We start from the raw sequence: 15,047 nt of genomic DNA on the forward strand, positions 1-15,047 counted from the left end.
CTGGAAGAGCGCGAAGCACGCGAATTGCTCGCGCGGCTGGATGCGACTCTTTTGGCGCGTGACGCTGCCGAACAACTGGCCGGCTCGGACAACCGGTTGAAACAAGCCGAAGTCGCCAGAACCCAGATCGAAGATGGAGAGGCAGCACTGGCGATGCTGGCGGTGCCGGAACAAGCTGTCGAGCAACTCCAGGCGCTCGAAATCGAGATCGCCAGCCTTCGTGCAGCTCACCTGGCAACCCTGCCGACGCTATGCATGGAATACCGGGACGGCGCCGCCGATTTGGTGACCATCGATGCCAAGCCCTTGCCCCATGCAGAAGACCAAAGCTTTGCTGGCACCGTACGCCTGGATATTGCCGGCATCGGAGCCTTGACCCTGCGATCGAATCGGCCGCAGCAGGCCGACCGGACCATCGAAGACGCCGAAGCGAAGCACCGCAGCCTGCTTGCGTCCCTCGGTGTCGATAGCCTCAGGACGGCACGCCAGCGCCTAGTGGAAGCGCGCGACAAAGCTACCGAACTGGGCTTGGCGCGTCAGCGACTTGCCGATCTCGCGCCCAAGGGGATACAGCAATTACACGAGGAGCTTGCTCGTCTGAGTGCCCTCGGGGCCGGGGACCTCGAACTCAAAGTCGATCCAGAACAGATCCGGCAACATCATGCCGCAGCCGAGCAGCGTGTGGCGACAACACGCAACAGCGTGCGCGAGGCCTTGCCTTTGCGCAGCCATGCCGACGAGGCTGTCATGGCTGCGGAGACGGCTTATGTCACCATCCAGGCGGAACTGACCAGCCTCGAGGTCATATTGGGACCCGATGCAGCGCGCGAGGAAAAGGGGCGCTTGCTGCTCACCGAGGCCACCGCACGACAAAAGCTGCGCGAAGCGGCCGAAATGCGCGCTGCTCCCCTGCGCGACGGCGCTCGCGATCTCACCAGCGCTGAAGCCGTTCTGCGCCGCGCCCGTTCGGTTCAGGATGCCGCCACACAGGAAGCAAGTCAGTTGCGTGTAACCCTGGCCGATCTCAATGGCCATATTCGCACTCGGTCCGACGACGCGGTGGAAGAAGCTTTGCGCGAGGCCACAGAAAAATTGGAAATCGCTGGAGAGCGAGCGAGACGCTTCGAATTCGAAAAAGCCGTCCTCGACCGGCTGCGCACGACGCTGGTCGCTGCGCGCTCGACGGCACGCGATCTTTATCTGAAGCCGGTCATGTCCGAGCTGCGACCGCTGCTTGGATTGCTATTCGATGACATCTCCATAGTGTTCGACGAGAACACACTGTTGCCACAGACCGTTCGCCGCAATGGTCAGGATGAGGATGTCGATAGGTTGAGTGGCGGCATGCGAGAACAGCTTTCGGTTCTGACACGTCTGGCCTTCGCCCGTTTGCTTGCCCGCGACGGCCGACCCACACCGGTTATCCTGGATGACGCTTTGGTTTATTCCGATGACGACCGCATCGAGCGCATGTTCGACGCTTTGCATCGTCAATCACACGATCAGCAGATTCTCGTTTTCTCCTGCCGCCAACGCGCGTTTGCAAAACTCGGCGGTAACATTTTGCAGATGAGCGACTGGCAACCGGGTCGGTCATAAGCGGAGATCGCGCAGCCTCAGCTAGGGCGACGGCAGATCGTATCGTGTTACGATTGCAATGCCGTTTTCGATCTCGATTTCGATAACTTCATTAATCAGGAATTCCTCTGGGCCAAGATCCTCGAGGAGAGCATCGAAGAGCTCTCTCTGTTTTTCAGGCCCGACCTGAGGGACGACGATAATCAGGCCGGCGTGAACCGGTTCTTTGGCATAGAGCTTCCTGAAGTCCTTAGCATTGTTGGTGACGAAGGTGAAATCCTCATCGATAATGAGCGGCATGAGGTCCCAGTCGGTTTCGCCGCTTAGCCCAAGCCAGTTGACGTGGTTTGCTTCATGTCCGCGTTCTTGGGCTACCGCAACCAGAGACGTGTGCAGGCACTCATCGATCAGAAACCTCACGAGGTCACACGCGTCTCGACCTGGCCGACGGACCTGGGTCGCCCTTCAAAACCACGCGCTTCGACGACTTTATTTTCACGCCCTGCTCGACCAGCTTCTTAGGCCGCCCACGAACCGGGTGCGCGGCGACCCACATTCTGGCGAGCTCAATCACGCGCGGCGTTAGCTTCGGATATCCCTCCAGAACCTCCGCTTCATCTGCGCCCTGCGCTAGCATCGTCGTGATCATACGAACAGGGATGCGGGTTCCTTTGAAGACAGGCTCTCCGCCCATCACCCCTTTAACGCGGCCGATGGCGGCCTCCGCTTCATCAAGATCCACGATGCGCGCTTTGAGCTGTTTACGTGCCTCGGCGACGTCGACGATCAGCAGGTCGTCGGCCCTTACGGTCTTGGCCCTTGGGGCAGCTTTGATTTCCTCGAACAGGCGGTAGCGACGATCAGCGGGCAATGTCGCACCCACGCCATACCAAAGCTTGAGCCGCAGCAAATCCTCGCCGGTCAATGCCCGTCGGACGACCCCACCGATGCGCCGAGCAGTGCTTGGCACAGTATCGACAATGCGTTTGTCGATCGCATTGTGCACGGCCTTGATTCCTATCCCGCTGACGGCGGCTGCCTCTGCGGGGGTGTAGATGCGAGCAAGTGTGCCCATTATTCTTCTCCTTATAAAGAATAATATAGGCCGTTTGACCCCCTCCGTAAAGGCACGCGTCTTTGGAATCACGGCGGTTAGCAAAGGCGGTGGTGAGCCGAGAGGCCTCACAAACCCTTGGGGCTCGAGATGGCAGACTCGGCGCAGTATAATTGCGCTAACTATCGAATTTGCAGTTGGCGACAAACGACACACGAGTTCGTCGCGGACTTTTAACTCTGCGAAGGCGCGTCTTCGAGCGCTTTGAAACCCTACACCCATCTGCAGGCCATCTGTATCAAGCTTTGGACCAAAACCGTTTCCATCGCTCACGAGCGTTCTCTCTGGGGGTCTCAAGTGGGGCTTGCCCATGGCCACGAATTTTTGGGCGACAGCGGTGCAGAGGCCGCATACCGCTGCCTGCTTGACGTCGCTGACCGTGTCCATGTCCGAAATTTGCCTACAAATTTCGGACGCCCTTGGGCGCGCTAGATTCGCTATGGAAAGCTGGAAGCACTCGCAAGCCCGGTGGCCACAGCGTCTGCAGCGCCAAGCTATTCCTCCGTATCCAAACCCGCATCCTCATGGCCACTAGCCAACTCTGGCATAATTTCACCAGCAAGCAGCTCATCTCTGCTCAGCAGCCCGGCATCCTCGAGCGCCTCGCAGTCCGGGAGATCGCGAAGCGTGTCGAGGCCGAACTCGAGCAGGACGCTTTTGTCGTCACATAGGTGTAGGGAGCGCCGGGCGTCGGACTGCGCGGGTTCGACGCGATCAGGCCGGTGCCGCAGATGGCCGATCAGGTCGCGACTGATTACTTCCCGAAAACCGACGACAATTCGGCGCGGGTAATCGGCTGGAAGTGCCGATGCACATCAGCATCAGCACGTCCGACCACGTCAGGTCCACGGCACGCCCGCTGCTTCCGCAGGCGCGGATGGCATCGGCATAGGCCGGCCGTGTCAGGTGCTTCCAGCCGCCGGCGACAGCGACGAGGTCATAGGGCCGTCCGCGCAGCTCTCGGATGTCGTCGATGAGAAGGTCACGGGCGAGCTCGCGGGAGAGACTGCACCGCAAGCGCGTCCCGCGCGCGCGAACTGCTCGATCAACTGATCTCAGACGACGACGAATCTCGTCCAGATTCCAAAAGCGGTGGCCGCAGCGGCGCTTTGCGGGCTCGCGTTACCACAGATCGCAGAACTGTGATCTCGCCTTGTGCCCGAGACCGCAATCTGGGCTCGCGACGAAGCATATCGCTTGCGATCATCAAAGGACGCGTCGACGCCGTCGGTTGCCTTTTCCACCGCCGCCTCACACATCGTGTTGGGGCTGAAGAGCTACCTGCAAATCCTCGCAACGGGCGCGGCCGCATCCTTGATTTTACAAATTGACACGTCTTGGTTTTTAGAAAATGCCACGTGCGATGATGGCGCCAAAAAAAAATGTCACGCGAGATGATCATGCCTGAGGTAAATGGTCCGCCAAAGTTGGGAAAGGTATACCGGTTGAATGGTGGATAGGTACGCCGGATAAAAAGGGCTTCGGGTTCCGGAAGACGAACTAATCGACGGATAGGCGCTGCTCGTGAGGGAAACTGCATGCGCATTACGGTTATGACCATCCAGGGATGTCGGATATGATCTTGAATAGTGACATTGCAGGCCAAAGAGCGGCCGAGAAGCTAGCAGAGGGCCTGAAATCGCAGGGCAAGCAGCAATACGAAGAAAGGTCGAGGGAACGCGAACGAGATGTGTCTCGTTAGGTCGCACGTTGCACCAGGGGTGCGTCGGAAGGCACTCCGCCGTGTCCTGAAGAGGTAGCCTGCACTTGAGAATAGCCACGGTGGTACCTTATTTTCGGCTGTGAAGCACACGAGACCCGCGACGTGAGACCCAGTTGCTCAATACCCAGTTGCTGGGTGAGCGTGCATGACTGCCAACGGAAGGTCTTGCACGCACCCTCGCGATCTTGAGCAATGGTCGCCATGACTTTCTTCTTGCAGGCTTTTGAGTGGCCCAGCCTGCAATCACCAGACCCCACCGACTCTAAAGAGCGTGGCAGACGGGATAGTCGAGGTTGCCCGGCACAATTACGCTCAAGGCTTGCGCCGCCCAGAGGACACGCTGAAAAGGCAGCATGGGCGCGCAAGCACGCCATTCACGAGAGGTTCGACATGAAGACTATGCAAGAAAAAGACATTCCGGCATTCGTGCAAGCAGTTGTGGAGGCCGGCTGCAACATTTGCGCGATTGGCAACTTGGGATATGTCTTTGGCGATGCTGATTTGACGCCGGCGCAACGGAGGTCCGTCGAGCCACAGCTGCGCAGGATTGCTGAGATCTACGGCGAACGCGATCATCTCATGGACGAGATAGCTGTATATCTGCGGTCGATCGGACGCCATGTCGAGGTTGAGCCGAAGACAGGTGTTTCCTGATGGCCGCGATCGATCGCGTTCCGTAGTCGCCATTTCTATTGGGTAACGAGCAGCCGTCTTCCAACCTCTGAAACAAAAAAGAGGTGACCCCCAAAGGCCGCTCTCGAGACCGCAAGTCTGAGCCGCTAACGCATTGCGATAACCAGGCTGTCCGAACTGGGCGTCGATGCCTTCCTCGACCAGGTCGCGGTAGGCGGCGATCTCATCTACCGCATGCATAGCCAAGCCAGAGAAGTTTTCGGCAGCGGAATTCTCGGTCGCTTCCCCTTTTATGACTAGAGGGTGCGGCCGATCCGGCCGCGACGATCTCGCAGGGATTGCCATATACGGCAACACGAACACCGGCGGATCAATACTCGGATAATGGCGGCCGGCTATGTAGCGATCGATCGCGCACCAACATATCAATGCAATAGCTTAGTTGCTTTCAAAGGCGGGTCTCTACGAACTGCAAGCAAGCTAAACGATTGCGTCAACTCTTCCTCGCAGAGCGAAAACTCCGCGCCCACGCGATTTCTCTGCTGGAACAGCGGCACATCCTCAGCGCCAGGACACGGCCGCCGCCGTCGGGTTTTACGAAGCCGGTGATTGCATAAGTTGCCCGCAAGATATCATTGGTATCGGGAACGCCGCCGATGCCGCATCCTGAATAGAGCGGCCGCTTGCACCTGCCAGCCCGACGACCAGATCATATCTGCAACTCCATCTACCTGGACGTGGTGCAAATCACCTCGCTGAAGCCGCAAATCGTCGCCTTCGACCAGGATAACCACATCCGTGACCGCCTGAGCTACTCGGTCGATCTCGACGCACATGGCCGATACAGTTTTTCCATCCTTCACGAAGCGAATGAGACTTTGGCCATTCCAGCCCTGGTCTACGGGGCGTGACTTGTCCCCGATGCATGCGCGAGCTCTCCGCTCGGCCGGCCGCCGGACGTCGCCACCGGCCGAAGGCGCCCGAAGGCGCCCGAAGGCGCTTGACAAAGCAGCACCGGCCCATTCAACTTGAGGCATTCACCAGGGGAGTCCCGGTAAGGGGCTGAGATACTGCTGGCTTTCGCGGCGCAGTGACCCGTTGAACCTGATCCAGTTCATACTGGCGTAGGGACGGTGCAAGCGCTTTGCGGGAGTTTACGCCCGAGGTCCTGCTGCAGCAGGTCTACAGAAGCGTCTTTTCATCCTTCCGGCACAGAACTGGGTCTCCAATGCATGAGCAAAGGAGCCTCACGATGAATGCCCTCACCCCCGCCGTGTCGACGGGACCACTGCCCGCCTCGCGGAAAATCCACAAGCCCGGCGTCCTCTACCCGCAGATCAGGGTGCCGATGCGCGAGATTTCCGTCCATCCGACGGCCGGCGAACCGCCCGTCACCGTCTACGATCCGTCCGGCCCCTACACCGATCCATCAGTCCAAACCAGCATCGAAAAAGGCCTTGCCCGGCTTCGCCACGAATGGGTCACGGCGCGTTGCGATGTCGAAGCCTATGACGGCCGCCACGTCCGGCCGGAAGACAATGGATTCGCCACCGGCGAGCGCCTGACACCGGAATTTCCGATACGCAATCGGCCGCTCAAGGCCAAGCAGGGCAAGGCGGTGACCCAACTTGCCTATGCGCGCGCCGGCATCATCACGCCAGAAATGGAGTTCGTAGCCATCCGCGAGAATCTCGGCCGCGAGGTGATGCGCGGCAAGCTGCAACGCGACGGCGAAGCCTTCGGCGCGGCGATCCCAGATTTCGTCACACCCGAATTCGTGCGCGACGAGGTGGCGCGCGGACGCGCAATCATTCCCGCCAACATCAATCATCCCGAGAGCGAACCGATGATCATCGGGCGAAATTTCCTGGTGAAGATCAACGCCAACATCGGTAACTCGGCTGTCACATCGTCGATGGCCGAAGAGGTCGAAAAGATGGTGTGGGCGATCCGCTGGGGCGCCGATACGGTGATGGACCTGTCGACCGGCCGCAACATCCACAACATCCGCGACTGGATCGTGCGCAATGCACCGGTGCCGATCGGCACGGTGCCGCTCTATCAGGCGCTCGAAAAGGTCGGCGGCATCGCCGAGGACCTCAACTGGGAGGTCTATCGCGACACGCTGATCGAGCAGGCCGAGCAAGGCGTCGACTATTTCACCATCCACGCCGGCGTGCGGCTGCACTACATACCGCTGACCGTCGACCGGGTCACGGGCATCGTCTCGCGCGGCGGCTCGATCATGGCCAAATGGTGCCTGCACCATCACCGGGAGAGCTTCCTCTACGAGCATTTCGAGGAGATCTGCGACATCGCCAGAGCCTATGACGTTTCCTTCTCGCTCGGCGACGGCCTTCGTCCCGGTTCAATCGCCGATGCGAACGACGCGGCGCAATTCGCCGAACTGGAAACACTTGGAGAACTCACCAAGATTGCCTGGGCAAAGGACTGCCAGGTGATGATCGAAGGCCCGGGCCATGTCCCCATGCACAAGATCAGGCAGAACATGGACAAGCAGCTCGCAGTGTGCGGTGAGGCGCCGTTCTACACGTTGGGGCCGCTGACGACCGACATCGCGCCGGGCTATGACCACATCACCTCAGGGATAGGTGCCGCCATGATAGGCTGGTTCGGCACCGCAATGCTTTGCTACGTCACGCCGAAAGAGCATCTCGGCCTTCCCGACCGCAACGACGTCAAGATTGGGGTGATCACTTACAAGATAGCCGCCCATGCAGCCGATCTGGCGAAGGGCCATCCGGCAGCGAAAACCAGGGATGATGCCCTTTCGCGCGCGCGCTTCGAGTTCCGCTGGGAGGACCAGTTCAACCTGTCGCTCGACCCCGAAACCGCACGGTCCTTCCACGACCAGACCTTGCCCAAGGAGGCGCACAAGCTGGCACATTTCTGTTCGATGTGCGGGCCGAAATTCTGCTCCATGCGCATTTCCCACGACATCCGTGCCGAGGCTCAGAAGGAAGGCATGGCGGCAATGGCGGCAAAATACCGGGAGGGCGGCGATCTCTACATGCCGGCGGACGAGACTGGCGTACCGGTCGTGCCGGAGGCTCCCAAACCATCATGAGGGTGCTCGTCAAAGGGGCCGGCGTTGCCGGCCTCACCGTCGCTTTCGAACTCGCCGCCCGCGGCGCGACGGTCACAGTCGCCGAGATGCGGCATGGCCTTGGCGGCAACGCGTCGTGGTTCGCCGGCGGCATGCTGGCGCCATGGTGCGAGCGCGAAAGCGCGGAGCAGCCGGTGCTGGATCTCGGACGCGACGCTGCCGACTGGTGGGATGCGGTGCTGTCGGGTCAGGTGACACGGGCCGGGACATTGGTCGTGGCCGCGCCGCGTGATGCCGGTGAGCTTGACCGGTTCGCCAGTCGCACGTCAGGGCATAGGCGCGTCGATGAAAACGAAATTGCGCTCCTGGAACCCGACCTCGCCGGCCGCTTCCGGCGTGGATTGCTCTTCCCCAACGAGGCTCACCTCGACCCACGCCAGGCGATGGCGGCACTTCATGACAACCTTGCGACCATGGGTGTCAAATTCCACTTCGGCTGCGACGCCCGGCCTGTTTCGGGTTTCGCCCGTCAGATAGACTGCATGGGAATGGCAGCGGCCGATGACAGGCTGCGCGGTGTTCGCGGCGAAATGCTGATCCTTCGCACGCCTGATGTCTCGCTGTCGCGGCCGGTCCGTTTGCTTCATCCACGCTTTCCGCTTTATGCCGTGCCGCGCACCGATCACCGTTTCATGATCGGAGCGACGATGATTGAAAGCCAGAGCGCCGGACCGGTGACGGCGCGTTCCATGATGGAGCTGCTGGGCGCCGCCCATGCCCTCCATCCGGCCTTTGGTGAGGCCGAGATCGTTGAAACCGGTGTGGGTGTCCGTCCGGCATTTCCCGACAATTTGCCACGCGTCGAAACAGACGGTGAGATCATCGCGATCAACGGTCTTTATCGTCACGGTTTTCTCCTCGCCCCCGCCATGGCGCGCCAGGCTGCCGGCCTGGTTTTCAGTCAAGACAGAACCAAGGAGCATGCTCATGAAACTGATGGTCAACGGCGAGGCGCGTGAGATTGCCGCCACCACGCTGGCCGAGTTGCTTGCCGCGCTCGACTATGAGGGCGATTGGCTCGCCACCGCCGTCAACGGCGACCTCGTGCACAAAGCCAACCGCACGGAGTTCCAGTTGAGCGACGGCGACCGGATCGAAATCCTCTCGCCCATGCAGGGCGGCTAGCATGTTGGAGCTTTATGGAACCGAGCTTTCGTCGCGCCTGCTTCTCGGCACCGCTCAATATCCTTCGCCGGCCATCCTTGCCGATGCAGTCAAGGCGTCGGGCACGTCGGTGGTGACCGTCTCGTTGCGGCGTGAGATGGCGGGCGGTAGAGCCGGCGAACAATTCTGGTCGTTGATCCGCTCGCTGGGCGCCAGAATCCTGCCCAATACCGCCGGCTGCCTCTCCGTCAAGGAAGCCGTCACCACCGCGAAAATGGCGCGCGAGGTCTTCGGCACCAACTGGATCAAGCTCGAAGTGATCGGCAATCACGACACGCTACAGCCGGATGTGTTCGGTCTGGTTGAAGCCGCCCGCATCCTGTGCGAGGACGGCTTTGCGGTATTCCCCTATACCACCGACGATCTCGTTGTCGCCGAGCGGCTGCTGGAAACGGGCTGCAAGGTCCTGATGCCGTGGTGCGCACCGATCGGTTCCGCCTTGGGACCGGTCAACATGACGGCGCTGCGCTCGATGCGCGGATATTTCCCTGGCGTCCCGCTGATTGTGGATGCGGGGCTCGGACGGCCGTCGCACGCGGCCACCGTCATGGAACTCGGCTTTGACGCCGTGCTCCTGAACACAGCGGTCGCCAAGGCGGCATATCCGGTCGGCATGGCGCGTGCTTTCGGTAAGGCGGTCGACGCCGGTCGTGAGGCGTTCAGTTCGGGAATGCTCGAACCGCGCGACGTCGCCGTGCCATCGACACCGATGGTCGGCAGGGCCGTTTTTTCATGAAGCTCGATCCCTTTTATCTGATCGTCGACAGCGCTGCCTGGATCGAACGGCTGGTCCCACTCGGAGTCCGGCTTCTGCAACTGCGCATCAAGACCGTGGATGAGGCTGGGTTGCGCGCGGAGATCCGCACCGCGAAGGCCTTGTGTGCTCGATACCAGTGCCAACTCATCGTCAACGACCACTGGCGCCTGGCAATCGAGGAAGGCTGCGACTTCATACATCTCGGCCAGGAGGATTTGCAGACCGCTGACCTCTTGGCGATACGGGCAGCCGGCGTAAGGCTCGGACTGAGCACACATGATCATCAGGAGCTGGAAACGGCGATGGCCGCCGAGCCTGACTACATAGCGCTTGGACCCATCTATCCGACCATCCTGAAGAAGATGAAATGGGCGCCGCAAGGGGTCGAACGGATCAGCGAATGGAAGCGCCAGGTCGCGCCGTTTCAATTGGTCGCCATTGGTGGCCTCAACCCTGAGCGGCTCGACGGTGTCTTTGCGGCTGGCGCGGACAGCGCGGCGGTGGTGACCGACATCACGCTCAACGACGACCCCGAGGCGCGCACGCGAGAATGGATCGAAAAGACGGACCAATGGCGCTGAGGCGAGAACCACATGTGCTTGTCGTCGGTGGATCGGACTCCAGTGGCGGTGCTGGAATTGCACGCGATATCGAGACGATCTCTGCCATTGGCGTGCGCACCTGTCTCGCCGTCACAGCGCTAACGGTGCAAACGCATGACGCCGTGATCGAAATCTATTATTCGCCACCTAGCCTGGTGGCCAATCAGATGTGCGCCGCGCTGCAGGCCAACGACGTGGCCACAATCAAGATCGGCATGCTGGCGACTGCCAAGATCATTGTTGCCGTTGCCGCAGTGCTGCGCAAATTTCCGCATGTCCCCGCAGTACTCGACCCTGTGCTGGCCTCCACCTCAGGCCGCGCACTTCTGCAAGCAGGCGCTATCGCTGCCATGAAGCGCGATCTTATGCCGCTTTGCTGCATTGTCACGCCCAACCTCCCTGAACTGGCGCTCCTTAGTGGCTCCGAACTGGCAGTGGATGAGGACGGAGCGCTCCAACAAGGAAAAAGACTGCTGGCCGCCGGCCCTCAAGCCCTGCTGATCAAGGGTGGGCATGCGTCGGGAACCCGGTCGACCGATATTCTGTTACGCTCCGGGCACGAACCCATCCGCTTCGATGCACCGCGCCTTGCCACATCGATGCGCGGGACAGGTTGCATGCTGGCCAGCGCGATTGCGGCGCATCTGGCGAAGCCGAAGCCGCTCGAAGACAGCGTGCGCGAAGGCAAGCTGTTTGTCTTGGAGAGGCTTCAGAAATGCCGGCTGAATAACCACAGCGTTCTGCGTCCAGCCAAGCAGACCCATTTTCCAGAATTTTTCCCGTAGCGAGACTAGAGAAGGGGCTACTGCTTCTCTATGCCATCCTCACAACGCGTTGAGTTTCTCACTGCCAATTATGCGACTTTCGAGGTGCAAATAGCGAATATCGAGTTCTTAGTGACAGAAACGACCGGAATTGGTTGCGTGGATCACCAGGTCGCTACCGATTGGGTCAGCGACTCAATAGAACGTCACATCTCTGTCCACACTCGAGCTTATTTGCCGCAAACGCGTCGAGCCCCGCGTCAATCGGTCTTATAATAGTATCCGGGGCAGCTCCAAAGCTGTGGCATCGGCTACCCGCCGGCCGTGGCGCTTGCTGTTCGAGCGTCGGACGCCGCCTGCCATTGAACATCTGATGGGCTATTGGGTGGCGGCGACACACTCATCCAGGTGCAACTGGCTTTTTCAACTCGGGAACCAGCAGAAGCCTTCGCTGCGTCGCAACATTTGGATTATGTCGTACAGCCCGATCTTCCAGAGAAAACAAGACCTAACGTTCGAAACCTGTCACGCAACCAACCACCGAATGAAAGATCCAGCGTGCGATCGCAGGGAGGTAAGAATAACCGGTCTGGCTTTCCTATCGCCGGTCCAGGTTAAGACCAACGACGTCGTCACGACATCAACACAGTGCGCGAAGCGCTCGTATTCCTGAATCAGTGGCCAAAAGCGCGTCGGGGACCGGTATTCAGTTGCGCGGTGAGAAGCAGCAACGCAGCGATCGCCGGACAGATGACACCCGAGCAGGCGCGGCAAGCATTGTGGGATTTGCCAGGATTGCCGGCGTGCTGGCCAAATCTGATTTCGTCGTTGGTGGCGACTGATTTAAAGCTGCAGGAAGATCACCGCCGGTAACGCGTTGGCCCGCTGCTCGCCAAGACGGAAAGAACGCCGCCTTGTGAGTTCCAATAATGGGCGATGCGGGAATTGCACATGTCTGTGCCCATCTGTCCGGCCGAAATGCAAATGGCGTCACTGGCGAAGGTCAGCGAACGCGGCACGCAGGGCTGGATTCTTTTGACTTGCGGCAAGCCGACATAGGTGCTGGCTTGATGTCTCGGTCACTGCGACGTGTCATGCCGATTCATTCGTCAGCTACCATGACGATGCGGCGCGTCGCCTGCGATCAGTTGATCGAACCGCGGTGCAATTCGGGACGCTTCGTCGATCCCGACAGTTGCGCAAAGGGAAGCCAAATCAGCGACTAGAGGCAACGTGGCTACGGATTCGAAGGGACCCCGCTGTTGCCGAAGAGGTGACTGGTGGAATGTCAAAGATCACCTCGTGAAAGGCCATTTGGGGCCACCTAATGATAAAGCCGGATGCCGCTATCGGGTCCTGGCACGGGAATGACGGTCCGGCCCTACGGTGGATCGAGTTCGGTTCATGTCGCTTCGCAAGGAGGATGTGTTCCGGCGTCTGCCCGAACCCCTCTTTCTCGCATTCTGCGAGGTTGCGCGATCGGGCCGCTCGGTCTCTGTGCTGATCGCCCCTCCTGTTGCCATCGATCGATTCCGCTTCCGGTGCGCACGCACGTGTCGCGCGTGGCAATCATGCAAGGTCGTGAATCATAGGAGGATGTACATGCTTTTGTCGGATTTCGGCCGCATCGGGTTCGATCCGTTTGTGGAAATGCGGCGCATGCAACAGGAAGTAAACCAGCGTTTGGCCGGGCTGACCGCCAGCGCCGCTCAGGAGTTTCCGCCGATCAATCTTTGGACTGGCGAGGACAGCGTGGCGGTGGCCGCGGAACTGCCGGGGATATCACCTGACGAAATCGGCCTCACGGTGCGCGAGAACATTCTGACATTGAAGGGAACGCGCGAGCCTCGAACGGAGGACGAGAAATCCGTCTGGCACCGCCGTGAGCGCGCCTATGGGACCTTCTCCCGGACAGTGCAATTGCCATTCCGCGTCGACCCGGAACGGGTCGAGGCGCGTTTCGCCAACGGGCTGCTCGAAGTCGAGTTGCACCGGCCGGAGGCGGATCGGCCGAAGAAGATCCAGATCAAGGGATAGAGGGAGGCAAGCATGGCTCAGGAACGCGGATCGGCCGTCGCACCATGCTGCTCAATGCCCGCAAGGTGCTTTACGACCATAGTTCGGCCATCACCATCCTTCTCGCCTTCAATGACATAACGGCCCGTCGTATCATCGAGCGGGAGAAGGAAGAACTGCTCGGTCGCACCGAAGACCTGCTTCGGCAGAAAGACGTCCTGCTGCGCGAGATGGAGCATCGGGTTGCCAACAGCCTGCAGATCATTGCCTCGATCCTGTTGCTGAAGGCACGCTCGGTGACGTCGGAAGAGACGCGCCAGCATCTCAAGGACGCCCATCAGCGCGTTCTGTCCGTGGCCGAGGTGCAACGCCATCTCCACACCTCCGCCGGCGTCGACGAGATCGATGTCGGCTCTTACCTACCGAAATTGTGCAGCAGCCTCGCCTCGTCGATGGTCGGCGAAGCCCAGCCGATCACGGTCACCGTAATGGCCGAAGGCGGCAGGATAGATTCGCAAAGGGCAGTCAGTCTGGGACTAATTGTCACCGAACTCGTGCTCAACGCCATCAAATATGCTTTCCCCAAGAAGAGAACCGGCGCTCGCATCCAGGTGAGCTACGAGACCGCGGGCAGTGACTGGAAACTGACGGTTTCGGACAATGGCGTCGGCAAGATCGCCAACGACGTACCGGCTACCGGACTTGGAACAGCCATCGTCGAAGCACTGGTGAAACAACTGGAGGCCAGGGTGGAGATTATCAGCGATATTGACGGCACCAGCGTGTCGGTCACCCGGGCGACGTTCACCTCGCGCGTGCCGCGAGCGGCGTAAAAACCGTTACTACGATGCTGCCTTCCGGACATCGCCTGATGTCCAGGGGATCTTCTGCCGCCACGGCCTTGTCCCCGGAGCGCAGGACTGCCAGTCGCATCGCATAAGCCGAAACCTCTCAGTCGGTTGAGGGCGCTTCCGATGGCCAAGATCCGCTTTTTTGGCGTTCAGCCGGTGGGACCAAGCTCTGAAGCTGACGCTGCGCAGGTCTTTGCGTGGATGACTCGGTGCGGTCGGTAAACTCGAAGTGGCGGTTGTGTGCGTCAAGTTCTGCAAAATGGGGCGGCCACGATGCTGGTCATGCGGCTTGGCGTAGAGCGAGCTTCTTGTGCTCGCGCAGGTCGTCAATGTTGATGTAGGGCCTCCATCCAGTTTTCGTTGGTTTCGACAGCCGGCGCCCTGACGAGGCGCAGGCAGCTTTCGGCGTTGGGGAAGATGCGCACGACATAGGTGCGCCGGCGGATTTCCTCATTGAGCCGTTCAAGCATGTTGGTGCTCTTGAGATGCTTGTGATGCTGGCGCGGCAGGCAAAAGAAGGTCAGCGTGCGCTCGATGGTCTCCTCCACCGTCGTCCATCTCGGCCTCGAGCACCTCCTGCATCACCGCACGGATCATTTCGTGAAGTCCGTCCGGGTCTGAAAGCAGAATGTCTTTGACGGCAGCGCTGGCGGTCTTACTTTCAATCTTGGTCATGGTGGCGTTCCTTCGCGGGAATCGGCGACATGAACAATCACCA

General features: G+C 60.1%; 13 protein-coding genes, 4 pseudogenes and 1 riboswitch. Of the genes and pseudogenes, 12 read left to right on the forward strand and 5 right to left on the reverse strand.

Annotation, left to right across the window (positions count from 1 at the left end):
* A pseudogene (locus EN780_RS02830) lies at positions 1–1,599 on the forward strand (DNA-binding protein); the annotation flags it as partial.
* Between the two features lie 21 nt (positions 1,600–1,620).
* On the opposite strand, the gene EN780_RS02835 reads toward EN780_RS02830, so the two are convergent.
* From EN780_RS02835 to EN780_RS40385, 3 genes and pseudogenes are all read right to left on the reverse strand, one after another.
* Positions 1,621–1,998 carry a DUF5615 family PIN-like protein gene (locus EN780_RS02835; protein ID WP_126057625.1) on the reverse strand — a complete coding sequence of 126 codons (378 nt, stop codon included), beginning with the start codon at positions 1,996–1,998 and terminating at the stop codon, positions 1,621–1,623.
* Between the two features lie 4 nt (positions 1,999–2,002).
* A complete protein-coding gene (locus tag EN780_RS02840) occupies positions 2,003–2,653 on the reverse strand; it encodes a DUF433 domain-containing protein (RefSeq protein ID WP_126057624.1) in 651 nt (216 codons plus the stop codon).
* A 533-nt stretch (positions 2,654–3,186) separates the two neighbouring features.
* Positions 3,187–3,709 (reverse strand): annotated as a pseudogene (locus EN780_RS40385) (SMC-Scp complex subunit ScpB).
* Between the two features lie 898 nt (positions 3,710–4,607).
* Between EN780_RS40385 and EN780_RS41515 the strand changes: the two are divergent.
* From EN780_RS41515 to EN780_RS02905, 11 genes and pseudogenes are all read left to right on the forward strand, one after another.
* Positions 4,608–5,069, forward strand: coding sequence for a hypothetical protein (locus EN780_RS41515; protein ID WP_306283303.1), 462 nt, complete (start codon positions 4,608–4,610; stop codon positions 5,067–5,069).
* Positions 5,070–5,731: 662 nt separating this feature from the next.
* Positions 5,732–5,959: a hypothetical protein gene (locus EN780_RS02855; RefSeq protein ID WP_245454713.1), complete on the forward strand. Its 228-nt coding sequence runs from the start codon at positions 5,732–5,734 to the stop codon at positions 5,957–5,959.
* A 121-nt stretch (positions 5,960–6,080) separates the two neighbouring features.
* A riboswitch (TPP riboswitch) is annotated at positions 6,081–6,197 on the forward strand.
* Positions 6,198–6,300: 103 nt separating this feature from the next.
* Positions 6,301–8,136 carry a phosphomethylpyrimidine synthase ThiC gene (gene thiC, locus EN780_RS02860; protein ID WP_126063809.1) on the forward strand — a complete coding sequence of 612 codons (1,836 nt, stop codon included), beginning with the start codon at positions 6,301–6,303 and terminating at the stop codon, positions 8,134–8,136.
* Positions 8,133–9,134, forward strand: a complete 1,002-nt coding sequence (thiO, locus tag EN780_RS02865) for a glycine oxidase ThiO (protein ID WP_126057621.1) — start codon at positions 8,133–8,135, stop codon at positions 9,132–9,134. The genes thiC and thiO overlap by 4 nt, the downstream gene beginning before the upstream one ends.
* Positions 9,103–9,300, forward strand: coding sequence for a sulfur carrier protein ThiS (thiS, locus tag EN780_RS02870; RefSeq protein WP_126057620.1), 198 nt, complete (start codon positions 9,103–9,105; stop codon positions 9,298–9,300). Before thiO ends, thiS begins: the two co-directional genes overlap by 32 nt.
* Before the next feature lies 1 nt (position 9,301).
* A complete protein-coding gene (locus EN780_RS02875) occupies positions 9,302–10,075 on the forward strand; it encodes a thiazole synthase (protein WP_126057619.1) in 774 nt (257 codons plus the stop codon).
* Positions 10,072–10,677, forward strand: a complete 606-nt coding sequence (locus EN780_RS02880) for a thiamine phosphate synthase (protein WP_126057618.1) — start codon at positions 10,072–10,074, stop codon at positions 10,675–10,677. The genes EN780_RS02875 and EN780_RS02880 overlap by 4 nt, the downstream gene beginning before the upstream one ends.
* Complete coding sequence (locus EN780_RS02885; protein ID WP_126057617.1) at positions 10,668–11,483, forward strand: hydroxymethylpyrimidine/phosphomethylpyrimidine kinase; 816 nt, start codon at positions 10,668–10,670, stop codon at positions 11,481–11,483. The genes EN780_RS02880 and EN780_RS02885 overlap by 10 nt, the downstream gene beginning before the upstream one ends.
* A gap of 627 nt (positions 11,484–12,110) precedes the next feature.
* Entirely contained in the window at positions 12,111–12,335 is a 225-nt protein-coding gene (locus tag EN780_RS02895; RefSeq protein ID WP_245454712.1) for a DUF982 domain-containing protein, read from the forward strand.
* 531 nt (positions 12,336–12,866) lie between these two features.
* Complete coding sequence (locus tag EN780_RS02900; protein ID WP_126057616.1) at positions 12,867–13,499, forward strand: Hsp20/alpha crystallin family protein; 633 nt, start codon at positions 12,867–12,869, stop codon at positions 13,497–13,499.
* 29 nt (positions 13,500–13,528) lie between these two features.
* Positions 13,529–14,311, forward strand: a pseudogene (locus tag EN780_RS02905) (sensor histidine kinase); the annotation flags it as partial.
* A gap of 298 nt (positions 14,312–14,609) precedes the next feature.
* Here EN780_RS02905 and EN780_RS02910 read toward each other — a convergent pair.
* A pseudogene (locus tag EN780_RS02910) lies at positions 14,610–14,892 on the reverse strand (transposase); the annotation flags it as partial.
* Complete coding sequence (locus EN780_RS02915; protein ID WP_126057615.1) at positions 14,792–15,004, reverse strand: hypothetical protein; 213 nt, start codon at positions 15,002–15,004, stop codon at positions 14,792–14,794. The pseudogene EN780_RS02910 and the gene EN780_RS02915, both read right to left, overlap by 101 nt.
* Positions 15,005–15,047 lie beyond the last annotated feature (43 nt).

The sequence above is a fragment of the Mesorhizobium sp. M4B.F.Ca.ET.089.01.1.1 genome (genome assembly GCF_004022605.1).
In the GTDB taxonomy this organism is placed as follows: Bacteria; Pseudomonadota; Alphaproteobacteria; order Rhizobiales; family Rhizobiaceae; genus Mesorhizobium; species Mesorhizobium abyssinicae.